21 protein-coding genes and 1 riboswitch are annotated in these 26,294 nt (G+C 71.9%); of the genes, 8 read left to right on the plus strand and 13 right to left on the minus strand.

Features of this window, described 5'->3' with window-relative positions; translation table 11 throughout:
- Positions 1 to 8: 8 nt before the first annotated feature.
- A complete protein-coding gene (locus Saso_RS32200; protein WP_189927682.1) occupies positions 9 to 1,136 on the minus strand; it encodes a ferrochelatase in 1,128 nt (375 codons plus the stop codon).
- Positions 1,137 to 1,395: 259 nt separating this feature from the next.
- Here Saso_RS32200 and Saso_RS32205 point away from each other — a divergent pair, with 259 nt between their 5' ends.
- Complete coding sequence (locus Saso_RS32205) at positions 1,396 to 2,634, plus strand: MFS transporter (RefSeq protein WP_189927683.1); 1,239 nt, start codon at positions 1,396 to 1,398, stop codon at positions 2,632 to 2,634.
- On the plus strand, positions 2,594 to 3,913 hold the full coding sequence (locus tag Saso_RS32210) for a D-arabinono-1,4-lactone oxidase (protein WP_189927684.1): 1,320 nt from the start codon (positions 2,594 to 2,596) through the stop codon (positions 3,911 to 3,913). Before Saso_RS32205 ends, Saso_RS32210 begins: the two co-directional genes overlap by 41 nt.
- On the opposite strand, the gene Saso_RS32215 is transcribed toward Saso_RS32210, so the two are convergent.
- Positions 3,837 to 4,685, minus strand: a complete 849-nt coding sequence (locus Saso_RS32215) for a hypothetical protein (RefSeq protein WP_189927685.1) — start codon at positions 4,683 to 4,685, stop codon at positions 3,837 to 3,839. The two genes, Saso_RS32210 and Saso_RS32215, sit on opposite strands and share 77 nt — an antisense overlap.
- Positions 4,686 to 5,156: 471 nt before the next feature.
- Here Saso_RS32215 and sepH point away from each other — a divergent pair, with 471 nt between their 5' ends.
- Positions 5,157 to 6,194 (plus strand): septation protein SepH, encoded by a 1,038-nt coding sequence (gene sepH / locus Saso_RS32220; protein WP_200726901.1) that lies wholly within the window; start codon positions 5,157 to 5,159, stop codon positions 6,192 to 6,194.
- Positions 6,195 to 6,319: 125 nt separating this feature from the next.
- Here sepH and Saso_RS32225 read toward each other — a convergent pair whose 3' ends face one another.
- Positions 6,320 to 7,171 (minus strand): sulfurtransferase, encoded by an 852-nt coding sequence (locus tag Saso_RS32225; protein WP_189927687.1) that lies wholly within the window; start codon positions 7,169 to 7,171, stop codon positions 6,320 to 6,322.
- Between the two features lie 220 nt (positions 7,172 to 7,391).
- Between Saso_RS32225 and Saso_RS32230 the strand changes: the two genes are divergently transcribed.
- Complete coding sequence (locus Saso_RS32230) at positions 7,392 to 8,192, plus strand: VOC family protein (protein ID WP_189927688.1); 801 nt, start codon at positions 7,392 to 7,394, stop codon at positions 8,190 to 8,192.
- A gap of 25 nt (positions 8,193 to 8,217) precedes the next feature.
- On the opposite strand, the gene Saso_RS32235 is transcribed toward Saso_RS32230, so the two are convergent.
- From Saso_RS32235 to Saso_RS32250, 4 genes are all read right to left on the minus strand, one after another.
- A complete protein-coding gene (locus Saso_RS32235) occupies positions 8,218 to 8,865 on the minus strand; it encodes a thymidine kinase (RefSeq protein ID WP_189927689.1) in 648 nt (215 codons plus the stop codon).
- A gap of 85 nt (positions 8,866 to 8,950) precedes the next feature.
- On the minus strand, positions 8,951 to 10,195 hold the full coding sequence (locus Saso_RS32240; protein WP_229901554.1) for an alkaline phosphatase family protein: 1,245 nt from the start codon (positions 10,193 to 10,195) through the stop codon (positions 8,951 to 8,953).
- Complete coding sequence (locus Saso_RS32245; RefSeq protein ID WP_189927690.1) at positions 10,195 to 10,782, minus strand: DUF5998 family protein; 588 nt, start codon at positions 10,780 to 10,782, stop codon at positions 10,195 to 10,197. Before Saso_RS32245 ends, Saso_RS32240 begins: the two co-directional genes overlap by 1 nt.
- A 695-nt stretch (positions 10,783 to 11,477) precedes the next feature.
- Complete coding sequence (locus Saso_RS32250; protein WP_189927691.1) at positions 11,478 to 14,339, minus strand: bifunctional acetate--CoA ligase family protein/GNAT family N-acetyltransferase; 2,862 nt, start codon at positions 14,337 to 14,339, stop codon at positions 11,478 to 11,480.
- Positions 14,340 to 14,515: 176 nt separating this feature from the next.
- Here Saso_RS32250 and Saso_RS32255 point away from each other — a divergent pair, with 176 nt between their 5' ends.
- Positions 14,516 to 14,797 (plus strand): HPr family phosphocarrier protein, encoded by a 282-nt coding sequence (locus Saso_RS32255; protein WP_020125117.1) that lies wholly within the window; start codon positions 14,516 to 14,518, stop codon positions 14,795 to 14,797.
- Between the two features lie 161 nt (positions 14,798 to 14,958).
- Here Saso_RS32255 and Saso_RS32260 read toward each other — a convergent pair whose 3' ends face one another.
- From Saso_RS32260 to Saso_RS32275, 4 genes are all read right to left on the minus strand, one after another.
- Complete coding sequence (locus Saso_RS32260; protein WP_189927692.1) at positions 14,959 to 15,654, minus strand: GntR family transcriptional regulator; 696 nt, start codon at positions 15,652 to 15,654, stop codon at positions 14,959 to 14,961.
- Positions 15,655 to 15,841: 187 nt separating this feature from the next.
- Positions 15,842 to 16,585 carry a M23 family metallopeptidase gene (locus Saso_RS32265; RefSeq protein ID WP_189927693.1) on the minus strand — a complete coding sequence of 248 codons (744 nt, stop codon included), beginning with the start codon at positions 16,583 to 16,585 and terminating at the stop codon, positions 15,842 to 15,844.
- 14 nt (positions 16,586 to 16,599) lie between these two features.
- Positions 16,600 to 16,767: riboswitch (cyclic di-AMP (ydaO/yuaA leader) on the minus strand.
- Between the two features lie 201 nt (positions 16,768 to 16,968).
- Entirely contained in the window at positions 16,969 to 18,357 is a 1,389-nt protein-coding gene (locus tag Saso_RS32270; RefSeq protein ID WP_189927694.1) for a M16 family metallopeptidase, read from the minus strand.
- Positions 18,354 to 19,703 (minus strand): M16 family metallopeptidase, encoded by a 1,350-nt coding sequence (locus tag Saso_RS32275; protein WP_189927695.1) that lies wholly within the window; start codon positions 19,701 to 19,703, stop codon positions 18,354 to 18,356. Before Saso_RS32275 ends, Saso_RS32270 begins: the two co-directional genes overlap by 4 nt.
- A 270-nt stretch (positions 19,704 to 19,973) precedes the next feature.
- On the opposite strand from Saso_RS32275, the gene Saso_RS32280 reads away from it, so the two are divergent.
- The gene (locus Saso_RS32280) at positions 19,974 to 22,448 is read left to right on the plus strand and encodes a DNA gyrase/topoisomerase IV subunit A (RefSeq protein ID WP_189927696.1); all 2,475 of its coding nucleotides are present in this window, start codon (positions 19,974 to 19,976) and stop codon (positions 22,446 to 22,448) included.
- A gap of 7 nt (positions 22,449 to 22,455) precedes the next feature.
- Here Saso_RS32280 and Saso_RS32285 read toward each other — a convergent pair whose 3' ends face one another.
- Positions 22,456 to 23,562 carry a CobW family GTP-binding protein gene (locus Saso_RS32285; RefSeq protein WP_189927697.1) on the minus strand — a complete coding sequence of 369 codons (1,107 nt, stop codon included), beginning with the start codon at positions 23,560 to 23,562 and terminating at the stop codon, positions 22,456 to 22,458.
- Positions 23,563 to 23,886: 324 nt separating this feature from the next.
- Here Saso_RS32285 and Saso_RS32290 point away from each other — a divergent pair, with 324 nt between their 5' ends.
- Both Saso_RS32290 and Saso_RS32295 read left to right on the plus strand, forming a co-directional pair.
- Complete coding sequence (locus tag Saso_RS32290; protein WP_189927698.1) at positions 23,887 to 24,456, plus strand: DUF6082 family protein; 570 nt, start codon at positions 23,887 to 23,889, stop codon at positions 24,454 to 24,456.
- A 267-nt stretch (positions 24,457 to 24,723) separates the two neighbouring features.
- The gene (locus tag Saso_RS32295) at positions 24,724 to 24,963 is read left to right on the plus strand and encodes a hypothetical protein (RefSeq protein WP_229901555.1); all 240 of its coding nucleotides are present in this window, start codon (positions 24,724 to 24,726) and stop codon (positions 24,961 to 24,963) included.
- Positions 24,964 to 25,070: 107 nt separating this feature from the next.
- Here the strand turns inward: Saso_RS32295 and Saso_RS32300 are convergent, their stop codons facing one another.
- A complete protein-coding gene (locus Saso_RS32300; RefSeq protein ID WP_189927699.1) occupies positions 25,071 to 26,216 on the minus strand; it encodes a citrate synthase/methylcitrate synthase in 1,146 nt (381 codons plus the stop codon).
- Positions 26,217 to 26,294: the final 78 nt, after the last annotated feature.

Here is a 26,294-nt window from a genome sequence, read left to right on the forward strand (position 1 = left end):
GCCGTTCCTCACGCGTAGGGGCTGTCGGCGCCCGCGGCGGCGGGCCTGGGGGCTCGGGCGGGGCAGCAGCCGACCGGGCAGAGGTCGTGGCTCGCGCCCAGCGCGCCGAGGGCGCACGGGGTGACCTCGCGTCCGCTCTCCGTCGCGGCCCGCTCCAGCACGAGCTCACGGATCGCGGCGGCGAAGCGCGGATCGGCGCCGACGGTGGCCGAGCGGCGCACCGGCAGGCCCAGTTCCCCAGCCTTGGCCGTGGCCTCCGTGTCGAGGTCGTAGAGGACCTCCATGTGGTCGGAGACGAAACCGATGGGTGCCATCACGACGGCCGGGACACCCGCCGCGTGCCGCTCCTCGAGGTGGTCGCAGATGTCGGGCTCGAGCCAGGGGATGTGCGGCGCGCCGGAGCGCGACTGGTAGACGAGCTGCCAGGGGTGGTCCACGCCGGTGCGCTCGCGGACGGCGTCGGCGACGAGCCGTGCGGTGTCGAGGTGCTGTCGCACGTACGCGCCGCCGTCGCCCTGCTGCTCGACCGGGCCGGAGGTGTCGGCGGAGGCGGTCGGGATCGAGTGCGTCGAGAAGGCGATGTGCGCGCCCTCGCGGACGTCGTCGGGGAGGTCGGCCAGCGACCGCAGCACGCCTTCGATCATGGGCTCCAGGAAGCCCGGGTGGTTGAAGTAGTGCCGCAGCTTGTCGATCTTCGGCAGGTCGAGGCCCTCGGCCTCCAGCGCGGCCAGCGCGTCGGCGAGGTTCTCGCGGTACTGGCGGCAGCCGGAGTACGAGGCGTAGGCGCTGGTGGCCAGCACGAGGATGCGGCGGCGGCCGTCGGCCACCATCTCGCGCAGGGTGTCCGTGAGGTACGGGGCCCAGTTGCGGTTGCCCCAGTAGACCGGCAGGTCGAGGCCGTGGTCGGCGAAGTCCTTGCGCAGGGCGTCGAGCAGGGCGCGGTTCTGGTCGTTGATGGGGCTGACCCCGCCGAAGAGGAAGTAGTGCTGCCCGACCTCCTTGAGGCGTTCCTTGGGGATACCTCGCCCGCGGGTCACGTTCTCCAGGAACGGGACCACGTCGTCCGGGCCTTCCGGGCCGCCGAAGGAGAGCAGGAGCAGGGCGTCGTAGGGGGTGGCATCGAGCGCATCTCGCATGAGTCGATCCTGCCACCCGCCTCCGACAGGCGGGAAACGGTGGGGTGCCCGGCGGGGTTCCGGACAGGTTCCGGACGGGGACACCGAGGCGGCGGACGGATGTATTAGGGTGGCCTAACTTCGTAAGCTGTATGAGCCACGTACACGCCTTACCTGGTTCACCGGGCTCACCGCACGCCTCGCCGAGTCCCACCGAAGCCGCCTCACCTCATGCCGCGCCGAGCCGCCACGCGCGCGTGCCAGGACCACCGGAGACCCCGTGCCCAGCCCCTACCGCGCTCTGTTCGCCGCCCCCGGCTCCAAGGGCTTCTCCGCCGCGGGATTCCTCGGCAGGATGCCGCTGTCGATGATGGGCATCGGCGTGGTCACCATGGTCTCCCAGCTCACCGGGCGCTACGGGCTGGCGGGAGCGCTCTCGGCGACCATTGCGCTGGCCGCCGCCGCCTTCGGCCCGCAGATCTCGCGTCTGGTGGACGTCCACGGTCAGCGCAGGGTGCTGCGCCCCGCGACGCTGGTCGCGCTCACGGCCGGGGCAGGGCTGCTGCTGGCCGCGCACCTCGGGTGGCCGGACTGGGTGCTGTTCGTGTGCGCCGCCGGGGTGGGCACCGTGCCGAGTCTCGGCGCGATGGTCCGGGCGCGCTGGGCGGCCCTGTACCGGGGAACGCCACAGCTGCACACCGCGTACTCCTTCGAGTCCGTGGTGGACGAGGTGTGCTTCATCTTCGGGCCGATCATCTCCATCGGCCTGTCCACCGTCTGGTTCCCCGAGGCGGGACCGCTCCTGGCGGCCTGTTTCCTGGCCGCCGGCGTCTTCTGGCTGACCGCACAGCGGGCCACGGAGCCCGCGCCGCACCCCCGCGGGCAGAGCGGCGGCGGTTCGGCGCTGCGTTCGCCCGGTCTCCAGGTGCTGGTGGCCACCTTCGTGGCGACCGGGACGATCTTCGGGGCGATCGACGTCGTCACCGTCGCCTTCGCGGAGGAGCAGGGCCACAAGGGCGCCGCCAGTGTCGTCCTCGCGCTCTACGCGGCGGGTTCCTGCGCGGCCGGACTCGTGTTCGGGCTGTTGCAGCTCAAGGGGGCCCCTGAGCGGCGCTGGCTGCTGGGCGTGTTCATGATGGGCGTGAGTATGATCCCCCTCCTACTGGTCGGAAACTTGCCGTTTCTGGCCGTGGCGCTGTTCTTTGCGGGCCTGGCCATCGCTCCCACGATGATCACCACGATGTCCCTCATCGAAAAGCACGTACCACGCGCACAACTGACCGAGGGCATGACCTGGATCAGCACCGGGCTCGCGGTCGGCGTCGCGCTCGGCTCCTCCATCGCCGGCTGGGTCATCGACGCGGCGGGCGCACGGGCCGGGTACGGGGTTCCGGCGGTGTCCGGAGCCGTCGCGGTCGCGGTCGGTTTCCTGGGCTACCGCCGGCTGAGCAGGCCGGCTCCGGGTCGGGGAGGCAGCGTTGAGCAGCACGACGAGCGCGAAGAACGGCACGTGGCGTAACTGGGGCGGCAACGTCGTCGCACGCCCCGCGCGGGAGGTCACGCCCGCCTCCGTCGACGAACTGGCCGAGGCCGTGCGCCGGGCCGCCGAGGACGGACTGAAGGTGAAGGCCGTCGGCACCGGCCACTCCTTCACGTCGATCGCGGCGACCGACGGCGTATTGATCCGCCCTCAACTGTTGACCGGGATCCGCAACATAGATCGTGACGGCATGACCGTCACCGTCGAGGCCGGTACGCCGCTCAAGAGACTCAACCTGGCGCTGGCGCGCGAGGGGCTGTCGCTGACGAACATGGGCGACATCATGGAGCAGACGGTCTCCGGGGCCACCAGCACCGGAACGCACGGCACCGGCCGGGAGTCGGCCTCCATCGCCGCCCAGATCAAGGCCCTGGAACTCGTCACCGCGGACGGCTCGGTCGTCGTCTGCTCCGAGAAGGAGAACCCGGAGGTCTTCGCGGCCGCGCGGATCGGCCTGGGCGCCCTCGGCATCGTCACCGCGATCACCTTCGCCGTGGAGCCGCTCTTCCTCCTCACCGCTCGGGAGGAGCCGATGCCTCTCGACAAGGTCCTCGCCGACTTCGACGAGCTGTGGGCCGAGAACGAGCACTTCGAGTTCTACTGGTTCCCGCACACCGGCAGCACCAACACCAAGCGCAACAACCGCAGCGCGGGCCCGCGCAAGCCGGTGAGCCAGGTGTCGAGCTGGATCGAGGACGAGCTCCTCTCCAACGGCGTCTTCCAGGTGGCCCAGTGGGTCGGCCGGGCGGTGCCGGCCACCGTCCCGGCGATCGCCCAGGTCTCCAGCAAGGCACTGTCGGCGCGCACCTACACGGACATCCCCTACAAGGTCTACACCTCCCCGCGCCGGGTGCGTTTCGTGGAGATGGAGTACGCCGTCCCGCGCGAGGCGGTGACCGAGACCCTGCGCGAGCTGAGGACGATGGTGGAACGCTCGGGCCTGCGTGTCAGCTTCCCCGTGGAGGTGCGCACGGCACCCGCCGACGACATCACCCTGTCCACCGCCTCGGGCCGCGACAGCGCCTACATCGCGGTCCACATGGTGAAGGGGACGCCCTACCAGGGGTACTTCACCGCAGCCGAGCGCATCTTCACCGCCCACGAGGGCCGGCCGCACTGGGGCAAGGTGCACACGCGTGACGCGGAGTACTTCGCGGACGTCTATCCGCGCTTCGGCGAGTTCACGGCGCTGCGGGACCGCCTGGATCCTGAGCGCCGCTTCCAGAACGACTATCTGCGGAGGGTGCTGGGCTCGTAGCGGAGTCCGCGGGGGCGGGGCTCACCGTGGCGTCGTCCGTCCCCGCGCCGCCCCCGGTCGCCGTGGGAGCCGGCGTCGTCGCGTCGGCCGTGGCGCCGTTCGGGTCCTCGCCCGCGCCGTCGCCGCCGCCGTCCGCCGAGGAGGGGGTCCCTCCCGAGGGAACCGTTCCCGCCTCCCCGGCCGAGGAGGACGAAGGCGGGGGCGAGGGAGTGCCCGCGGAGGGCACGCCGGTGCCGGATCCGTCGCCGGAGGTCCCGGGTGAGGGATCCGACGGGGAACCGGAGGACGAGCCACCGCCCGTGACCGCCTGACCGACCGTCGTGCCCCCGTCGCCGTCGAAGCTGTCGCCCGACACCAGCTCGTACGTGGTGATCCCGGCCATCGCCACGGCGAAGACGAGCGCGGCCGCCGTCACCGGCCGCCTGCGGCCCCGGGCCCGGTGGACGGTCCCCGGGCCGAACTCCCCCGGCCCGGGTGCGCCGCGCCCCGCCGGGTCGGCCGCCGGACGCGCGTCCCGTGTCTGCGCCTCGCGCAATTGCTCGCCGGTGCGGCGGAAGAAGTGCTGGAAGAGCGTCCCGCCGCAGGTGGCGACGACGCTGACCAGACCCGCGCCCAGGATCGTGCCGTAGACCCCGGCGTACGAGGCGAGTTTCGCGGCGACCACCGCCGCCACCGCGCTGCCCGCGACCTGAGGCACGCTCAGGTCGATCCGCTTCCGCCCTCCCTCCCCCTCGGCGCTCGGCCCGTCGACGGTTTCCGGCTTTTCGCGCATACCGGGAACTTGCCTTCCTTTCCCACACTTGATCAACCAACTGCACGACAAGGGGACGTACGGGCGAAACCGAGAGTTCCGATTCGGGACATTGCGTGAAGTACGCCACGCCCAAGATCACCGAAGGCCCGCGACGGACGGTCAGATCGCACCCGTGACCAGAAGTTGAGTGGCGCGCCAATCCACGCACGTGGCCCAAATGGAGTACTGTTGCGAGCCCTGGGCCCGGTCTCCCGCCAGGACGTCCGGGGCCTCGCTGGACCGCTTGAGGGGAGCTGGTTGCACAGGGTGACGGTGTTGGTCACTCAGCGTGGCGAACAGGTAACCGTGCCATAACGGCGGCGCAGGGCCTGTCCCCGACACGCCGGGCAACTCGGCAAGGTTGTGGCAGGCTGCACCCGGGCAGGCCACACTCGACTAGCGGAAGCAGCGACGCACGTGACGTCGGCAGGCACCACCCGGGAGGTCCCCATGCCCGAACTGCGTGTCGTGGCCGTCTCGAATGACGGCACACGGCTGGTGCTGAAGGCTGCGGACAGCACGGAGTACACGCTTCCGATCGATGAGCGTCTGCGCGCCGCCGTCCGCGGCGACCGTCCCCGCCTCGGCCAGATCGAGATCGAGGTGGAGAGCCATCTCCGCCCCCGCGACATCCAGGCGCGCATACGTGCCGGCGCCACCGCGGAGGAAGTCGCCCAGATGGCCGGCATTCCCGTGGACCGGGTCCGCCGTTTCGAGGGCCCCGTGCTGGCCGAGCGTGCCTTCATGGCCGAGCGGGCCCGCAAGACCCCGGTCCGCCGGCCCGGTGAGAACGCCGGACCCCAGCTGGGCGAGGCCGTCCAGGAACGGCTGCTGCTGCGCGGCGCCGACAAGGACACCGTCCAGTGGGACTCCTGGCGCCGCGACGACGGCACCTGGGAAGTCCTGCTGGTCTACCTGGTCGCGGGTGAACCGCACTCGGCGAGCTGGACGTACGACCCGCCCCGGCGGCTCGTCCAGGCCGTCGACGACGAGGCGCGCTCGCTGATCGGCGAGTCCGACGACCTGGCCGCCCCGGAGCCCAGCTTTCCGTTCGTCCCGCGCATCGCGCGGCTGCCGCGCGACCGCCCGCTGGACCGCACGCTCGACCGGCCCAGCCTGCCGGCCCAGCCGTCCGAACCGGCCGAGGAGAGCACCGGCGAGCGGGAACGCGACTCGCTGACCAGCCTGCTGGAGGCGGTGCCGAGTTTCCGTGGCGACATGGTCGTCCCGGAGCGCACGGCCGAACCCGTCACGGAGGAGCCCGACGAGGAGGAGCCCGTCGCCGAGGAACCCCCGGCGTCGGCAGCCTCCGCCGGATCCGCCTACGCGGACGTCCTCATGCCGCGTTCCGTCGGCAGCCACCGCGACCGTCTCGTCGGCGCCACCGACCGTCAGGCCGAGGCGGACGGCGTCCGTCCGGGCCGCCGGGCCGCGGTGCCGAGCTGGGACGAGATCGTGTTCGGCACCCGGCGCAAGAAGCAGGAATGACCGGACCTCGGGCAACTCGCCCGAGGCGCCGGTCGGTTCCCGCGATCCGGTGCACATGCCCCTGCATACGTCGTCGAGGGCCGCACCCGTTCGGTACGGCCCTCGACCACGTGCGCGCGGTGCGGTTACCGGGGGTCGGGGCCCACGGCGACCGGCCGGGCCGGGTCGGAGGACCACTCGGACCAGGAGCCGACGTACAGGGCCGCCGGGATGCCCGCCACCGCCAGCGCCAGCACCTCGTGGGCGCCGGACACGCCCGAGCCGCAGTACACGCCGACCTCGGCGCCGTCCGTCACGCCCAGCGCATTGAAGCGGTCCCTCAGGTCAGCGGCGGGCAGGAAGCGGCCGTCCGCGGCCACGTTGTCGTTCGTGGGCGCGGAGACGGCACCCGGAATGTGTCCGCCGACCCGGTCGATCGGCTCCACCTCACCCCGGTAGCGCTCCCCCGCGCGGGCGTCGAACAGAACTCCGGAACCGGCGAGAGCAGCGGCCCCGTCGGCGTCGAGAAGGCCCGTCGCACCCGGCACCGGCTCGAAGTCGCCCTCCACGCGCGCGGGGACGTCGACCGACAGGTCCCCCTGCCACGACGGCAACCCGCCGTCGAGGACCCGCACGTCCGGGTGACCCGTCCAGCGAAGCAGCCACCACGCGCGCGCCGCCGCCCAGCCCTGCCCGCCGTCGTACACGACCACCGGTCGGCGGGCGGAGACACCCGCCCGGCGCATCGCGGAACCGAACAGCGCGAGGTCCGGCAGCGGATGCCGGCCCCGCTCGCCCGGGGTCCCCGCGAGCTCCCGGTCCAGGTCGACGTAGACCGCGCCGGGCACATGCCCGGCCTCGTAGGCCGCGCGGCCGTCGAACGGGGGCTCTCCCGCTGCCTTCGCCAGGCTGAGCTGCCAGCGCACGTCGAGGACGACGGGCGGACGCGCCCCCGCCAGCTCGCCGGCCAGTTCCGATGCGGTGATGATGACGTTCATGGCCACCATCCTCGCGCACGGGGTGGCCCCATCGCAGTTGTCCGGCTACTCTGCTCGGCCGGACAGGATCGATCACGGGGCGTGCGGGATCAGGCACATGCCGTACATGCGATCGACACACGGCGACAACCGCATGTGAACCCTTGAGAAACCCCCTATCAGGCATCCTCCTGAGGCGGACACGACGCGGCCACGGCAAGGGGCCGAGGAGAGAGTGACGATGACCGAGGCAGGCGGGCCGGACGGCCCGATCGGCGCACCACACGCCCGGTACGCGCCCGGTACACCCTGCTGGGTGAGTCTGATGGCGCACGGGTTGACCGCGACGCAGGAGTTCTACGGCGAGCTGTTCGGCTGGGAGTTCCGGCCGGGGCCCGAACAGCTCGGCCCCTACGTACGGGCGGCGCTCGACGGCCTGGAGGTGGCCGGCATCGGCCAGTTGCCCCCGGACCGTCACCTCCCCGTCGCCTGGACGCCCTACTTCGCCACGGACGACGTGGACGCGACCGCCGAAACCGTCCGGCTGTGCGGGGGCACGATCGGAGTCGGCCCCCTGGACGCCCCCGACGCCGGACGGCTGGCGATCGGCTCCGACCCCTCCGGCGCCGTCTTCGGCCTCTGGCAGGCGGCGGGCCACGTCGGCACCAGCCTCACCGGTGTGCCCGGCACGGCGGTCTGGAACGAGCTGACGACCTATGAGACCGCAGGTGTCCGCAAGTTCTACGAAACGGTCCTGGGCTACGAGGAGACCGAGCCGTCCGCCGACCTCGACTACGTGACCCTCTACGTCGGCGGCCACCCGGTCGCCGGTATCCACGGCGTGGGCGCCTCGCTGCCCAGGGACCGGGGGCCGCACTGGACGACGTACTTCGAGGTGGCCGACGCGGACGCGGCGCTCGCCCTCGTCGAGCGGCTCGGCGGGCAGGTCCTCGAGCCGGCGCACGACAGCCCCCACGGGCGCGTGGCGGCCGTCGCCGACCCCGAGGGCGCCCGCTTCTCCCTGATCCAGGAGCCCCGGTGAACGCCGTCCGCCGGGCCCCCGGTCCCTAGACCTGCTGCACCGGCAGCACGTCGGGTGACAGGGCGGCCGCCCGCGCCGACGCCGAGGTCATACGGCGGCGGTGGTGGCGTCTGCACAGCACCTCGTAGCCGATGGTGTCCGCCTGGTCGACGTCGCCGATCACGACCTGGGCGCCCTCAACGACCATGACGCCGCCCACCGTGCGGGCGTTGTGCGTGGCGCGGGCGCCGCACCAGCACAGGGCCTCGACCTGGAGGACCTCGACGCGGTCGGCGAGTTCGACGAGCCGCTGGGAGCCGGGGAACAGCTTGGAGCGGAAGTCGGTGGTGATCCCGAAGGCGTAGACGTCGACGTCCAGGTCGTCGACCACGCGCGCGAGCTGGTCGATCTGTTCCTCGGCCAGGAACTGCGCCTCGTCGGCGATCACGTAGTCCGCGCGGCCGCCCTGCGACAGGTGGTCGACGAGATAGGCGTACAGGTCCTGGCCGTCCTCGACCTCGACCGCGTCGGTGACCAGGCCGAGCCGCGAGGAGAGCTTGCCCTCGCCCGCGCGGTCGTCCCGGGTGAAGATCATGCCCTGGAGGCCGCGCGCGGAGCGGTTGTGCTCTATCTGGAGAGCCAGCGTCGACTTCCCGCAGTCCATGGTTCCGGAGAAGAACACCAGCTCGGGCATGGGGAGTCGAGCGCCTTTCGGTGGGGGTGGAGCGGGAGCCGCCGCGGCGGAGGCGAGGCAGGGGCAGGGGAAACGGTTCTGGGCGTCAGGAGCGTACTTCGAGCAGCGGGACCAGCTGCTCGGCAGGGGTCATCGAGCCGTGGTTGCCGACCATCGACGACTCCTTGGGCTCGCGTTCGGAGGCGATGAGCAGGACGTCGTCCCGGGCGGCCGCGACCACGTCGCCGAGGCGGCCGTGGACCCGGTCGTCGATCCGCGGCCCGAACCAGCCCGCGGCGATCGCCTCCTCGCGCGAGGCCACCCAGAACTGCTCGCCGAGCACCTCGCGCCAGCAGGTCAGGACGTCGTCCGCGGCGCCGGGCACCGCGTAGACATGACGCGCCCGGCCCTCGCCGCCCAGCAGGGCCACGCCGGCGCGCAGTTCCCAGTCGGCGTCGAAGTCGATGCGGTGCTCCTCGTCGAAGGGCACGTCGATCATGCCGTGGTCGGCGGTGACGTAGAGCGCGCTGCGCGGCGGCAGCTGCTCGGCGAGGCGCTGCACGAGCCGGTCGACGTACATGAGCTGACCGCGCCAGGTGTCGGAGGCGACGCCGTAGCGGTGCCCGGCGCCGTCCAGTTCCGCGTAGTACGTGTAGACGAGCGAGCGGTCGCCCGCGGCGAGCTGTTCGGCGGCGAGGTCCATGCGCTCCTCGCCGGTCAGCCGCCCGTGAAACGTTCCGCCGCTCAGCGCGACCTTGGTCAGCGGAGTGTTCTGGAACGTCGGGGACGACACCTGGGCGGCGTGCACCCCCGCCGCATGGGCGAGCTGGAAGACCGTGGGATAGGGCTGCCAGACCGCCGGGGCCGTCCACGGCTGCCAGCGGAGCTGGTTCATCAGCTCGCCGGTCGCCGGGTTGCGCACGGTGTAACCGGGCAGGCCGTGGGCGCCCGGGGGCAGGCCGGTGCCGACGGAGGCGAGGGAGGTCGCGGTGGTCGCCGGGTACCCGGCGGTGAGCGGGCGTCCGGTACCGCCGCGTGAGCTGCCGAGCAGCGCGTGGAGGTAGGGCGCCTCGTCGGGATGGGCCTTGATCTGTTCCCAGCCCAGGCCGTCGATCAGGAACACGCAGTTGCGGTCGGCCGGGGCCAGCTCCGTGATCGCCGCGGTGGTGCCGGGTACGCCCATGCCCGCCGCGAGCGTCGGGAGCAGGTCGGCGAGGGAGCCGGAGCCGTACTCCGGCACGGGCGCGGAGCCGACGGCGAGCGGTTCGGGGAAGTCCCAGGGGGCGGAGCCGGAAGGGATGGGCACGGAACGGCCTCGGTCGTGGGCTGCGGGGCGTGGCGGGTGGGACATCAGCGGGTGGCGTCCACGGTCGCCTCGGAGAGCGACTGCGCGAAGACGAGGGTCTGACGTACCGTCTCGGGACCGTCGCCGGCCTCGCTCACGCGCAGGCTGAGGTCGTCCGCCGTCGAGCTGCCGGTGTAGCCGTGGTCGGCGTCGCAGTTGGGGTCACCGCAGGCGGCGGGTTCGAGGTCGATGCGGGAGACGGCGCCCCAGCCGATGGTCAGCACCACCTCGCGCGGCAGGGTGCCCGGCTTGTACGACTCCGGGTTCGCGACCACGCGGCTGAGGACGACGGACGAGATCCGGCCGAGCTTCACGGACTCCGTGGACGTCGTGGCGTACGGCGTCGGGGAGGTGGTGTCGGCGGCCTGCTCGTCGGTGTGGCTGACGATGAAGCGGTTGCCGGTGAGGACCAGCACGGTCACGTGCCGGCGCACCTCGTTCTGGTCGAACGTGGTCTCCTGGTGGACCAGGTACGACCGGATCGGCTCGCCGCCCACGGCGGCCTCCACCGCCTCGGCCACGAGGGCCGGGTAGTAGCCGCTGCGCTCGATCGCCGCGCGCAGCCCCTGGGTCGTCGTACTGGTCTTGGCCATGCCGTCCATCCTACGGGGACCCACTGACTGCGAGGCACCGCTCAGGACCCCTTGGCCCCGTCGGCGGCGGCCGCGGCGACGAGGCCGGCGCCCTGGCCTCCGGCGACGAGGAGCGGCCGGCGCGACGAGCGGCCGCCCGGACGGTTCGGCACACGCGCGTGGCAACGGAGGGGCACCCGGCCGTCCTGTCGGGACCACGGGGACGCTCTCCCCTGTCGGGGCCACGGGGAAGGTCTCCAGGGGGCCTGAGGCTGGAGGCCGGACGAACCAGGGCTGGGCGGGACTGAGCCTGGGCCGGGTCCGTCGGCCGCCGCGGCGGGTTGGTCCGTGGCTGCGGCTGGGTCGATCCGTAGCCGAGGCTGTCCCTAGCCGGAGCCGAGTCGGTCCGCCGCCGCGGCCGGGGCTCTCCTGGCCGGGCGGGACCCGACCGGCGCCGGGCTGGCCCGAACAGGGACTGGAACGGGGTCGGGGCCGGGGCCGTCGGCGGCCGCGGCGGGTTGGTCCGTGGCTGCGGCTGGGTCGATCCGTACCCGAGGCTGTCCATAGCCGGAGCTAGGGCGGGCCTTGGCCGGGGCAGGGTCATCTGCCCCCGGAGCCGGGCTCTCCGGGGCCGGGTCGATCCGCCGCCGGGGCCGGGCTCTCCGGAGCCGGCGCCGGGGCCATCGACCGCGCGCCGCTCGCCGGCCGCAGGCCGGTCAGTACGTCGGCAGGGTTCTCGGGCCGAGGTCGTCGCGGGCCGGCGGGGGTGCGAGGCGGACGGAGGCGCCGAGGACGCTCAGCCCGTGCCGGGCGACGACGACCGGCTCCAGGGTGACCGCGACGACCTCGGGATGGTCGTCGACCAGCCGGGACACCCGCAGCAGCAGCTCCTCCAGCGCGGCGGTGTCGACGGGGGTCGAACCGCGCCAGCCGAAGAGGAGCGGCGCGGTCCTGATGGACCGGATCAGCGAGGTGGCGTCCCGGTCGGTGACGGGGACCAGCCGGTGCGCCATGTCGCCGAGCAGCTGCGAGGCGGCTCCGGCGAGCCCGAAGGACAGGACGGCGCCGGCCGCGGGGTCGATGACCGCGCGGACGACCGTGTCGACCCCGCGCGGGGCCATGGCCTGCACGACGGGGCGGATCTCCTCCGGCTTGCCGAACAGCTGTGTCAACTCGGCGTAGGACCGCCGCAGTTGCTCCTCGTCGGCCACGTCGAGGCGCACCCCGCCCAGGTCGGCGCGGTGCCTCAGGTGCGGGGCGGTGGCCTTGAGGGCGACGGGGTAGCCGAGGGCGCCGGCCGCCCGCGCCGCCTCGTCGGGGGCGGGCGCGGGGATCGCCCGGCGGGTGCGGATGCCGTAGCGGCCGAGCAGCTCGCACGTCTCGTCGGTGCCGAGGGTCAGGCCCTGGCCGCGCGAGAGGAGGCCGCCGATGAGTTCGGCGGCGCCCTTCTCGTCGATGTCGTCGTACTCGGGCACCTTGCCTGCGACGGCCGCCTCGCGCCGCCACTGGGCGTACTTCACCGCCTCGGCGAGCGCGCGGACGGCGCGTTCGGCCGCGGGGTACGCCGGGATGAGGTGCGTCCCCTCGGGCGCTTCGACGGCGGGGAGCGCCGGGGGTGCGTCGTCCGGGGTGGCCGCCGGCTGGCCGCCGGGAGCGCCCGGACGGGTCGGGTCCGGGGTGTCGGTACGCGCGTGTGCGGCCGTCCCGGAGCGCGGCGCCGTGCTCGTCGCGGCGGACAGCGCGGTCGCGAGGCCGCCGAGCTCCACGTGGACGACGAGCACCGGCTTGCCGGGGGCTGCGGCCGCGGCCGACCGCAGGGCCTGGGCGAGCTCCGCGTCCCCGGGCGACCGCTCCCCGATCGCCGGGATCGCCGTCACGACCACGGCGTCGCAGGTCTCGTCGGCCAGCGCCCGGGCCAGCGCCGCGTGGAAGTCCTGCGCGGAGGCCTCGGTGGTGAGGTCCAGCGGCGGCAGTGGGCGCAGCCCCTCCGAGAGGCAGGCGTCGTACGTCAGCAGGCCCAGCGACTCGGAGTTGCCGAGGATCGCCACCCGCGGTCCCGTCGGCAGCGGCTGGCGGGCGAGCAGGAGGCCCGCGTCGACCAGTTCGGTGATGGTGTCGACGCGGATGACTCCGGCCTGCCGCAGCAGCGCCGACACCGTCGCGTGCGGCAGCCGCGTCGCCCGGACGGCGTGTCCCTGCGGGGCCGATCCCGCGCCCTGGACGACGACGAGGGGCTTGGCGGCCGCCGTACGCCGTGCGAGGCGGGTGAACTTGCGCGGGTTGCCGATGGACTCCAGGTACATGAGGGCGACGTCGGTGTCGGGGTCGTCGTACCAGTACTGGAGGACGTCGTTGCCCGAGACGTCCGCGCGGTTGCCGGAGGAGACGAAGGTCGAGACGCCGGTGACCCCGGTGACTCCTCCGCCGCGCCGGTGCAGGCGGGACAGCAGGGCGATGCCGATGGCGCCGGACTGGGCGAACAGGCCGATCCGGCCGGGCCTCGGCATCTCCGGGGCGAGCGAGGCGTTGAGCCGCACGTCCGGGGAGGTGTTGATGACGCCGAAGGCGTTGGGTCCGATGATCCGCATGCCGTACGCGCGCGCGTGGCGGACGAGTTCGCGCTGGCGCTCCCGTCCGTCCGGCCCGCTCTCCGCGTATCCGGCGGACAGGACGACGAGTCCCTGCACGCCGTGTTCGCCGCACTCGGCGACCGCCTCGGGCACCTGCTCCGCCGGGACGGCGAGGACCGCGAGGTCGACGGGTGCCGCGATGTCGCGCACCGAGCGGTGGGCGGGCACCCCGTCCAGTTCCTTCAGGTCCTCGGGGAACGCCTTGTTCACGGCGTACAGCGGCCCGGTGAATCCGGCGTCGCGCAGATTGCCGAGGACGCTGCGGCCGACGCCGCCGGGGGTGCGTCCGGTACCGACGACGGCGACGGACCCGGGTGCCAGCAGCCGTCGTACGGAGTGGGCCTCGGCGCGCTGTTCCCGCGCGCGCTGCACGGCGAGGGAGCGCTCGGTGGGTTCGAGGCCGAACTCCAGGTGCACGACGCCGTCCTCGAAGCTGCGCTTCTGGGTGTAGCCGGCGTCGGTGAACACCTTGATCATCTTGGTGTTGGCGGGGAGCACCTCGGCCGCGAACCGGCGGATGCCGCGCTCGCGCGCCACGGCGGCGATGTGTTCCAGCAGCGTGGAGGCGACGCCGCGGCCCTGGTGGGCGTCCTGGACGAGGAAGGCGACCTCGGCCTCGTCGGCCGGTGCGGGGGCCGCCATGCCGTCGGCACCAATGCGGTCATAGCGTACGGTGGCGATGAACTCGCCGCCGACCGTGGCCGCGAGTCCCACCCTGTCCACAAAGTCGTGGTGCGTGAAGCGGTGGACGTCCTTGGCGGACAGTCGCGGGTAGGGCGCGAAGAAGCGGTAGTACTTCGACTCGTCCGAGACCTGCTCGTAGAAGCTGACCAGACGCTCGGCGTCATCGACGGTGATGGGGCGGATGCGTGCGGTGCCGCCGTCGCGCAGCACCACGTCGGCCTCCCAGTGGGCGGGGTACTCGTGGCGGTCCGACGCGCTCTGCATGGGCCCCAGAGTACGGCTCGCGTACGACAACGGCGCGAGGCAGTCTGTGGAGGACGGAAGCCGGATCGAGGCCGCGATCCGGCGACCACGCCGGGAGGGCGACACAGCCCCTCCCTCATACGCTTCGCGTGTGGAACACTGGTCTAGACAACCTGAACACTGAAGGGCAGCATCACATGGCTGAGCGCCGCGTCAACGTCGGCTGGGCCGAGGGCCTCCACGCCCGCCCCGCTTCCATCTTCGTCCGGGCCGCCACGGCCGCAGGTATCCCGGTGACGATCGCCAAGGCCGACGGCAACCCCGTCAACGCGGCCTCCATGCTGGCCGTCCTCGGCCTGGGCGCCCAGGGCGGCGAGGAGATCGTCCTGGCCTCCGAGGCCGACGGCGCCGACGCCGCCCTCGACCGGCTGGCGAAGCTGGTCGCCGAGGGGCTCGAGGAGCTTCCCGAGACCGTCTGACCGACGGACGTGATGCCCGGCGCCGCTCAGGCGTCGCGCGCATCCCGAAGGGCTCGCCCGAATTGCCGGGCGAGCCCTTCTTAATTCCCGCTCCGATTCCCCTTCGGGGCAGCAGGAATTACCCCCCGCGAATTACTCCCTCTTTGTATACGGCCCTCGTGTTAATTCCGCAGACCCGTCATGTTTACGGGAGGTTGCGAAGTCCTCACGCGGTCGGCGCGCTCGGATCCGCCGGAAAAGCGCAGCCGGTGCGCGGCCGTCGACCGTTCCGTGTGCAGCGAAGTGACCGCCCGGGCGCGCTCGCCGTCGCCGCGGGCCACGGCGTCCACGATCGCACCGTGCTCCGCCCAGGACTCCACGGGATCGGCCGGCGCCTCCACCGCGTACATCCAGGAGATCTTGTGGCGCAGCTGGGTGAGCATCGACGTCAGGGCGTGGCTCCCCGAGGACTGGGCGAGGGTCTCGTGGAACCAGCCCCCCAGAGAGCGCAGGTCGTCGCTGTTGCCACGTCTGGCCCGCTCCTGGCCCAGCCGGACGAGGCCGCGCAGCACCTTCAGATGGGCCTCGGTGCGGCGCTGTGCGGCCCGGGCGGCGCCGAGCGGCTCCAGGAGCATCCGCATCTCCAGGAGGTCGGCGGCCTCCTGCTCGGTCGGTTCGGCGACGCACGCGCCCGCGTGCCGCCGCGTGACGACGAAGCCCTCGGCCTCCAGCGTGCGCAGCGCCTCCCGGACGGGGACACGGGAGACGCCGTAGCGGCGGGCGAGGAGTTCCTCCGTGAGGCGGCTGCCGCGCTCGTAGACGCCCGCGACGATGTCGTCCCGAACGGCCGTGCACACCGAGTGCGCCGGAATACGCATGACGGACCTCCGCCTTAATCCCCGTGAAACGTCGACGATTGACGTGTGTTCCGTGACTCTATTGCAATGCGCGGGAATTTCCGATGGCGGGCCGGAATCCAGGGATATTTTTTGGACAGCGGTGCCCCGTAAACGACGAAAACCCCGGCCGGGTGGCCGGGGCGGGACGATCCGTCGTCGCGGAGCGTCAGACGTTCACGCCGTGGTTGCGCAGATAGGCGACCGGGTCGATGTCCGAGCCGTACTCCGCCGTCGTGCGAGCCTCGAAGTGCAGATGCGGGCCGGTGACGTTGCCGGTCGCGCCGGACAGGCCGATCCGCCGGCCGGGGGTGACCTGCTGGCCCACCGACACCTCGATGGACGACAGGTGACCGTACTGGGTGTACGTCCCGTCGTTCATCTTGATGACGATCTGGTTGCCGTAGGACCCGCCCCAGCCTGCCTCGACCACAGTGCCGGAGCCGACCGCGTGCACGGAGGTACCGCTCGCGGCGTGGAAGTCGATGCCGGTGTGGCTGCCGGAGGACCACAGCGAGCTGCTGGCCTGGTAGCCGGTGGAGACGTAGGAGCCGGTGATCGGCGACACGAAGGTGTTGAGGAGCTTGCGCTCGGCCTCACGGGCGGCACGCACGCGTGCGGCGCGCTCCTCCACGGCCTTCTTGGCGGCGGCCTGCCGGGCGGCCTCCTCGAAGGCGGCCTGCTTCTGCACGGCGACCTGGTCGTCGATCTGGTCGACGACGGACTCGCCGGCGGCGACGACGGGGATCAGCCCGGTCTGCTCGGGGGTGGGCTCGGCGGCGAAGGCCGGTGTGGAGGCGACGGTGGCCATGACACCGGTGGTGGTGAGCGCCGCGATGCCCGCCGCGCGGACGGTGCCGCGCTGCGTCCGGCCGGGCCGACGGTGCTTCCCGGTGGCGCAGGTGAACGCCATGAAGTTGGGGGTGTCCTTTCCTTCCCTCTCGCCTACCGGGTTAGCTGACGGGTTCGGAGCAGGAAGGTCTCCTACGGGCACCCTCGCCTCACGCGCGGGCGTCCGATTCACCCCAGGGACTTCACAAGTGGGTCCCCGGCTCCCCTGGCTCGCGCCGTACGGGGACTCGGCGATGACTGTCCGGTGCCGCGGCTGCGGCGCACTGCCTGACGAACAGTCCGGATGACGCTAAGCGGCGCGGGTTTCGATCCTCAAACGAATCCCCGGTTTTGTAGCGCATCCCACAGGGCAGACGGCGCCCTCCGTCTCAATTCGGACATGCGAAGGCCCTGGTGACGCTTTCGCCGACCAGGGCCCCTGCACGCGCGCGTCGTTGGCGGGAGCTACTCCGCGGGCACGACCTTCACCTCGCCGATGCCGAGCGCCTCGACGGGCTCCTTGATCTGGGCGGCGTCACCCACGAGGACGGTCACGAGCCGGTCCACCGGGAAGGCGTTCACTGCCGCCGCGGTGGCCTCCACCGTGCCGGTGGAGGCGAGCTGCTGATACAGCGTGGCCTGGAAGTCGTCGGGCAGGTGCTGCTCGACCTGGTCGGCCAGCGTGGCCGCGACGGCCGCCGCGGTCTCGAACTTCAGCGGCGCCACACCGACCAGGTTCTGCACGGCGACGTCGCGCTCGGCGTCCGTCAGCCCCTCGGCGGCGAGGGTGCGCAGCACCTTCCACAGGTCGTCCAGGGCGGGACCGGTGTTCGGGGTGTCGACCGAGCCGCTGATGGCGAGCATCGCCGCGCCCGAGCCGTCCGCGGCGGACCGCAGGACCTGCCCGAACGCGCGGACGCCGTAGGTGTAGCCCTTCTCCTCGCGCAGGACGCGGTCCAGCCGGGAGGTGAGGGTGCCGCCGAGGCAGTACGTGCCGAGGACCTGCGCGGGCCACACGCGGTCGTGCCGGTCGGCGCCGATCCGGCCGATCAGCAACTGCGTCTGGACGGCGCCGGGCCGGTCCACGATGACGACGCGGCCGGTGTCGTCGGCGGTCACCGGCGGCACGGGCCGCGGCTCGGCCGAGGAGCCCGTCCAGGCGCCCAGGGTGTCGCCGAGAAGCTCTTCCAGGTCGACGCCGGTGAGGTCGCCGACGACCACGGCGGTGGCCGTGGCCGGGCGGACGTGCCGCTCGTGGAAGGCGCGCACGGCGGCGGAGTCGATCTTCTCGACCGTGTCGGCGGTGCCCTGCCGCGGCCGGGACATGCGCGAGCCGGCCGGGAACAGCTCCTTGGAGAGCTCCTTCGCGGCGCGCCGCGAAGGGTTGGCCAGCTCGTGCGGGATCTCGTCCAGGCGGTTGCGGACGAGGCGCTCGATCTCGCTGTCGGCGAAGGCGGGCGCCCGCAGCGCGTCGGCGAGCAGGCCGAGGCCCTTGGGCAGACGCGAGGCCGGCACCTCGAGGCTCAGCCGGACGCCGGGGTGGTCCGCGTGCGCGTCCAGCGTGGCGCCGCAGCGCTCCAGTTCGGCCGCGAACTCCTCGGCGGAGTGCTTGTCGGTGCCCTCCGAGAACGCGCGCGCCATGATCGTGGCGACGCCGTCAAGGCCCGCCGGTTCGGCGTCCAGGGGCGCGTCGAGGAGGATCTCGACGGCGACGACCTGCTGGCCGGGCCGGTGGCAGTGCAGCACGGTCAGGCCGTTGGCCAGCGCGGCGCGCTCGGGCGCCGGGAAGGCCCACGGCTTGGCCTCGCCCGCCCGGGGCTGGGGGTGGAAGTCCATCGTGGCGAGCTCGGTCACCGGGCCGCCTCCTCGTTCTCGTCCTGGTCGGCGGGGGCTTCGGCGGCGGTCGGCTCATAGACGAGCACCGCGCGGTTGTCGGGGCGCAGGCGGGCCTTGGCGATCTCCCGCACCTCCTCGGGCGTCACCTCCAGCACACGCTGGACGGCGGTGAGGGCGAGCTGCGGGTCGCCGAACAGGACGGCGAACCGGCACAGTTCGTCGGCGCGGCCGGCGACCGTGCCGAGCCGGTCGAGCCACTCGCGCTCCAACTGCGCCTGGGCGCGCTCCATTTCCTCGTCCGTGGGGCCGTCCTCGGCGAACCGGGCGAGCTCCTCGTCGATGGCCGCCTCGATGACGGGCACCTCGACGTCGCCGGACGTCTTCACGTCCAGCCAGCCCAGGGAGGGCGCTCCGGCGAGCCGCAGCAGGCCGAAGCCGGCCGCCACGGCCGTACGGTCACGGCGCACCAGCCGGTTGTAGAGACGGGACGACTCGCCGCCGCCGAGGACGGTGAGGGCCAGGTCCACGGCGTCGCACGCACGCGTGCCGTCCTCGGGCAGGCGGTAGGCGGCCATCAGGGCACGGGCCGGGACCTCCTCCTCGACGACCTCGCGCAGCTCCTCGCCGATGACGTCGGGCAGCCCGCCGTCGCGCGGCGCGGGCTTGCCGTCGTGGCCGGGGATGGAGCCGAAGTACTTCTCCACCCAGGCGAGGGTCTGCTCCGGGTCAATGTCGCCGACCACGGACAGGACGGCGTTGTTGGGCGCGTAGTACGTGCGGAAGAACGCGCGCGCGTCCTCCAGCGTCGCCGCGTCCAGGTCGGCCATCGAACCGATCGGCGTGTGGTGGTAGGGGTGGCCCTCCGGGTAGGCGAGGGCCGTCAGCTTCTCGAAGGCCGTGCCGTAGGGGACGTTGTCGTAGCGCTGGCGGCGCTCGTTCTTGACGACGTCGCGCTGGTTCTCCATCGACTCGTCGTCGAGCGCGGTGAGCAGCGAGCCCATGCGGTCGGCCTCCAGCCAGAGGGCGAGCTCCAGCTGGTGGGCGGGCATGGTCTCGAAGTAGTTCGTGCGCTCGAAGCTGGTGGTGCCGTTGAGGGACCCGCCCGCGCCCTGGACCAGCTCGAAGTGGCCGTTGCCCTTGACCTGGCCGGAGCCCTGGAACATCAGGTGCTCGAAAAGGTGAGCCAGCCCGGTGCGCCCCTTGACTTCATGGCGCGAGCCGACGTCGTACCAGAGGCACACCGCCGCGACGGGGGTCAGGTGGTCCTCCGAGAGCACCACGCGAAGGCCGTTGGCCAGGCGGTGCTCGGTCGCTGTCAGGCCCCCGGAGCCTGCCTGGGCTGTGGCCGTGTGACCCATGGGCATGTACGTCCCTTCCGATCGCGGACGCGGTCGTCGAAACCGCGGTTTTCCTGCCGGTCCTGCCACTGTATGCAAGCGTGCGGACGGTCGCCGAAGTTCCCGGACGACATACGCCGAGAGCGAGATCGCGTAGCCTGCGGGCAGCCGTGGAGGAGAGACCCTCACGTTCGGGCCGGTCGGCCGACGCCGGGTCGTCGCCCGCGCTGTCAGTGCCACGGTCCACAATGGTCCGCGTCAGATCCCGTACCACGCCCCAGCAAGGAGCCGGCAGCGATGGCCCGCCGCAGCACGAAGACCCCGCCGCCCGACGACTCGTACGAGGAGCGGATCCTCGACATCGACGTCGTCGACGAGATGCAGGGCTCCTTCCTCGAGTACGCGTACTCGGTCATCTACTCCCGCGCCCTGCCGGACGCCCGTGACGGCCTCAAGCCGGTGCACCGCCGCATCGTCTACCAGATGAACGAGATGGGCCTGCGCCCCGAGCGCGGCTACGTGAAGTGCGCCCGGGTCGTCGGCGAGGTCATGGGCAAGCTGCACCCGCACGGCGACGCGTCCATCTACGACGCGCTCGTGCGGATGGCCCAGCCCTTCTCCATGCGGCTGCCGCTGGTCGACGGGCACGGCAACTTCGGCTCGCTGGGCAACGACGACCCGCCGGCCGCCATGCGGTACACCGAATGCCGTCAGGCCGCGGCGACGAGCCTGATGACCGAGTCGATCGACGAGGACACGGTCGACTTCGCGCCGAACTACGACGGCCAGGAGCAGGAGCCGGTCGCGCTGCCCGCCGCCTTCCCCAACCTCCTGGTCAACGGCGCGTCCGGCATCGCGGTCGGCATGGCCACGAACATGCCGCCGCACAACCTGGGCGAGGTCATCGCGGCCGCCCGCCATCTGATCCGCTACCCCGGCGCGGATCTGGACGCCCTGATGAAGTACGTCCCGGGCCCCGACCTGCCCACCGGCGGCCGGATCGTCGGCCTCTCCGGCATCCGGGACGCATACGAGAACGGCCGCGGCACGTTCAAGATCCGGGCCACGGTGTCGGTGGAGACGGTCACGGCCCGCCGCAAGGGCCTGGTCATCACCGAACTGCCTTTCACCGTCGGGCCCGAGAAGGTCATCGCCAAGATCAAGGACCTGGTCGGCTCCAAGAAGATCCAGGGCATCGCCGACGTCAAGGACCTCACCGACCGCGCGCACGGCCTGCGCCTGGTCATCGAGATCAAGAACGGCTTCGTGCCGGAGGCGGTCCTCGAGCAGCTGTACAAGCTGACGCCGATGGAGGAGTCCTTCGGCATCAACAACGTGGCGCTGGTCGACGGCCAGCCGCTCACGCTGGGCCTCAAGGAACTGCTGGAGGTCTACCTCGACCACCGCTTCACCGTGGTGCGCCGTCGCAGCGAGTTCCGCCGCGGCAAGCGCCGTGACCGGCTGCACCTGGTGGAGGGCCTGCTGACGGCGCTCGTCGACATCGACGAGGTCATCCGGCTGATCCGCTCCAGCGACAACAGCGCACAGGCCAAGGAGCGCCTGATGGAGCGCTTCTCGCTGTCGGAGGTCCAGACCCAGTACATCCTGGACACCCCGCTGCGCCGGCTCACCCGGTTCGACCGGATCGAGCTGGAGGCGGAGAAGGACCGGCTCAACGAGGAGATCGCCGAGCTGACCCGGATCCTGGACTCGGACGCGGAGCTGCGCAAGCTGGTCTCGGCCGAACTGGCCTCGGTGGCCAAGAAGTTCGGCACCGAGCGCCGGACGGTCCTGCTGGAGTCGTCGGGCACCGCGGCCAGCGCCGTGCCCCTCCAGGTCGCCGACGCCCCGTGCCGCGTCCTGCTGTCCTCCACGGCCCTGCTGGCCCGCACGGCGAACGACGAGCCCTTCACGCAGGACGCGGAGGACGCCGAGGACGGGGACGGCAAGCGCACCAAGCACGACGTGATCGTCTCGTCGGTGCCGGCCACCGCGCGCGGGGAGATCGGGGCGGTCACCTCGTCGGGACGGCTGCTGCGGATCAACGTCGTCGACCTGCCGCAGCTCCCGGACACGGCCTCGGCGCCGAACCTCTCAGGCGGCGCGCCGCTGGCGGAGTTCGTCTCCCTGGAGGGCGACGAGACGGTGGTCTGCCTGACCACGCTCGACGAGTCCTCGCCGGGTCTGGCCCTCGGGACCGAACAGGGTGTGGTCAAGCGGGTCGTGCCCGACTACCCGACCAACAAGGACGAGCTGGAGGTCATCACCCTCAAGGAGGGCGACCGGATCGTCGGCGCGGTCGAGCTGCGCACCGGTGACGAGGACCTGGTCTTCATCACCGACGACGCCCAACTGCTGCGCTATCAGGCCTCGCAGGTGCGCCCGCAGGGCCGTGCGGCGGGCGGCATGGCGGGCATCAAGCTCACCGAGGGCGCGAAGGTGATCTCGTTCACGGCGGTGGACCCCGCGGCGGACGCGGTGGTCTTCACGATCGCGGGCTCGCGCGGCACCCTGGACGACTCCGTCCAGACGACCGCCAAGCTCACCCCCTTCGACCAGTACCCCCGCAAGGGCCGTGCCACGGGTGGTGTGCGCTGCCAGCGGTTCCTGAAGGGCGAGGACTGCCTGTCCCTGGCCTGGGCCGGCCCCGTCCCCGCCAAGGCGGCACAGAAGAACGGCCTGCCGGCCGAGCTGCCGGAGATGGACCCGCGCCGAGACGGCTCGGGCGTGTCGCTGTCGAAGACGGTCTCGGTGGTGGCCGGACCGGTCTAGGGCCCGGTCAGCGCCGAGGGGCGTCGGTTCCCTCGGCGTCCCGGGCGTCCCGGCCCTCTCCGGGTTCCGGGACGCCGTCGTCGTCAGGTGCGCGTACGTAGCGAAGGACGCCCCACATGCCGTGCTCGTCGGCGTGCGGGGCGTCGTCCTTGCACGCCTCGAGTTCCTTGCCGAGGGCGGCGGTGTCGATGCCCGACCCGATGAGGACGAGCTGGGTGAGGCGGGCTCCGGAGGCGGGCCACGGTTCGGGGCGGAAGCGCAGGAAGGGTCCGACGGCGTGCACGCCATAGCGGTTGACCGGGTCGTGCGGGCCGAAGTCGACGTAGCCCTTGATGCGGTACAGCCCCTCGGGCCGGCTGTCGAGGAACTCCATCAACCGCCGCGGTTCGAGGGGGACTTCGGAGGTGAACGAGAGACTGTCGTAGGCGGTGTGGAGATGACCCGCGTGATCGCCCGCGGCGTGGTCGTGCAGGTCGTCGAAGGAGAGCTGGCCGACGCGTTCCCCGACCGGCCGGCAGTCGAACAGGAACTCGGGGTCGATGCGGCCGTAGGTGGCGGGCACGATCGCGGCCCGGTCGCCGAGGGAACGGACCAGTCCGAGCACCCGGTCGGCATCGGGCACCCGGTCCAGCTTGTTCACCACGACGAGGTCGGCGAGGGCGAGGTGCCGGTCGATCTCGGGGTGCCGCGCCCTCGTCCCGTCGAACTCGGCGGCGTCGACCACCTCGACGAGCCCGCCGTAGACGATGCCCGGATGCCCGCTGGCCAGCACCATCCGCACGAGTTCCTGCGGCTCGGCGAGGCCGCTGGCCTCGATGACGATGACGTCCACACCGAGGGCGGGAGCGGCGAGCCGTTCGAGGTACGTGTCGAGCTCATCGGTGTCGACCGCGCAGCACAGACAGCCGTTGCCGAGCGAGACCGTGGAGTCGCCGAGCGCCCCGGCCACGGCCATCGCGTCGATCTCGATGGAGCCGAAGTCGTTCACGATCGCACCGATCCGGCTGCCGCCGCTGTGGTGCAGCAGATGGTTGAGCAAGGTCGTCTTGCCGGAACCGAGGAATCCGGCGAGAACGACGACCGGGATCTGCTGCGGACTGCGGCTCTGCGACACGTGCGACCTTTCTGAAACCAACGCGTGCACCGGCGCGCGGCCCGGCGCGCGTACGAGGAGCGAATACCGCTCCAGGATACGAGCCGCCGGAATGCCCGCGAAGTGAACGATTGTCAGGGGCACACGCAGGGCAGACGTTGGGCAAGGCGCCCTGGGCGTGCGACCCTCGCTTCCCTCAGTGCGCCTCCCCTCCGCCTCCCCCGCCGGTCAGAGCCGCTCGGCACTCTGGGAGACGGCAAGCGCCGCCCACCGCTCGCCGGTCCCCGTCATGTCCACCCGCACCCCGACGACCGGCGCACGGCCGCCCGATCGGGGGTATTTGACATGGCCACACAGAGGTTCGGGATACGCGGACGGGTACGCGGACTCGGTACCGTCGCCGCCGCGGCCGCCGGCGTCGCCGCGGGCGCCCTCACCACCATGGCGGCACACCGCCACGCTCTCGACGCGCTCCGCGTACGACTGGAACACCTGGAGCGGACCGCCCACTCCCAGCAGCACACCAACCTGGCCAACCAGCAGCGTCTGCACTGGGAACTGCTGAGCAAAGCCATCGACGATCCCGAACTGGCGGAAGTGCTGGACCTCTTCGAGGCCCCCGTCTCCACCAAGCAACGCCGCCAGTACCTCTACGCCAACGCCCTCTACACGAACGCACTGTTTTACTACAGGATCGGCAACATATCCCGCGAGGAGTTCTTCGGATACATTCGCGGCATTCTGCAGAATCCCGTGGTACGCGAGTACTGGTACGCGACGAGACACCAGCGGGCGACCATTGCCGAAGGTTCGGACGAAGCGGAACTCGGCCGGATGGTGGACGAACTCCTCACACAACTCGAGGAGGCGGACGGCGACGAATGGTGGGTCGTAGGTGAGCCGCCAAGCCCGTGAACTCCCGCGAGACCTCGGCGCACTCCGGCGGCCGAGGGCTCACGCTCCGGGGCTCACACCCCTCCGTACGGAATCACACCCTCGGCCCATAACGAACGGGTCAAGTGGGCAGTTAGGGGAGGCGTCAGGGAGTTGACTCGCGCTTGATCGCGTAGAGGACCCCACCAGATCGTCGCCTACGCCGCCGGATGACGAGCGCACCCCACAGGGCCCGCCTTGCACCGCGCAGTCGTCGTGCGCAAGCCAACGGACCCAAGGGAAGAAACAGTGAGCCAGATCATCCGTCGGATCGGTGCATCTCCGCGCGCTCGGGGAAGCGTGAGCGGAGCCAATTGCCCCGATATCTTCGAACTTGCCGACGGCAATTTCGCAGTCATCGGCACGGACGCGACGGACTCATTGGACCCGGATCTTCCGTCCGACGCCTCACGCGGCGATCACGAGAGAATCGTCGTCATCACGCGAGAGACCCTTGTCCGAGCGAAGGCTGACATTCCAGACCTCTAGGAACTATCGGTAACCCAGGCCCTTTTCGGAGCAACAGCCCCGGCGCGTCCGTCGACGACGCCGGGCTTTCTCACGCCCGCCCGCTCCAGGAGGTCCGGGCGCGGCTTTCAGGCAGCCTCGGGCACTTCGACCGGCGCGCTGGGACCGACGTACCGCGCGACCGGACGGATGATCTTCGAGTCCTCCGCCTGCTCCAGGATGTTGGCGCTCCAGCCCACCACCCGAGCCGCGGCGAAGGTGGGGGTGAACATCTCGCGGGGCAGCCCGCAGAGCTCCATGACCACTCCGGCATAGAACTCCACGTTCGTGTGCAGCTCCCGGCCGGGCTTGAGTTCGGCGAGTATCGCCTCGACACGCCGCTCCACCTCGACGGCGAACTCGACCCGCGGACCTCCGAACCCTTGCGCGATCTCACGGAGCATGCGGGAGCGTGGGTCCTCGGTGCGGTAGACGGCGTGGCCGAAGCCCATGATGCGGTCCCCGGCAAGCACACGATCACGGATCCAGGGGTCGATCCGGTCCGGAGTGCCGATGGCGTCCAGGGTGTCCAGCGCGCGACTGGGCGCGCCCCCGCGCAAGGGACCCGAGAGTGCCCCCACCGCCCCGACGAGGCACGCGGCAACATCCGCCCCGGTCGAGGCGATCACTCTCGCGGTGAACGTCGACGCGTTGAAGCCGTGATCAATGGTGGAGATCAAGTATTGCTCGACCGCTCGGGCAAGGGCGGGGTCCGGCTCGGCTCCGGTCAACATGTACAGGTAGTTGGCCGCGTACGGCAGGTCCTCGCGCGGCTCGACGGGCGTGAGACCGCGCCCGAGCCGGTACAACGCGGTGAGCAGGGTCGGTACGGCTGCGGCCGCCGCGACGGTGTCCGCACGACGCCGGGCCGCGTCGAGGTCGTACACCGGCCGGAAGTCCTTCGCCGCACCGAGCAGGGACAGTGCCGTACGCATGCCGGCCAGCGGATTCGCGTCCGCGCCGGCGCTCGCCAGGGCGGGCAGTGCGCCGCTCACCTCCGCGGGCAGGCTGCGCAGCGCCGCGGTCTCGGCCGCGAAGGCGGCACCGCGTCGCGCGTCCGGCAGTTCGCCATGGATCAGCAGGTGCCAGACGTCCTCGAAGCGGCGGGTGCGCGCGAGATCGACGGCGGAGTACTGCCGGTAGTGGTAGAAGCCATCGCGCCCTCGGACGTCGCCGACCTGCGTGTCGGCAACGACGACGCCGGCGAGTCCCCGAGGTGCGGCGGGGGCCGACACGGCGGGATCGACAGTGGACCGAGGGGCCGGTTCATCGACGAGCCGATCAAGGGGTTGACCGATGGGTTGATCGGCGGG

It is taken from the genome of Streptomyces asoensis, from assembly GCF_016860545.1.
GTDB classification, from domain to species: Bacteria; Actinomycetota; Actinomycetes; order Streptomycetales; family Streptomycetaceae; genus Streptomyces; species Streptomyces asoensis.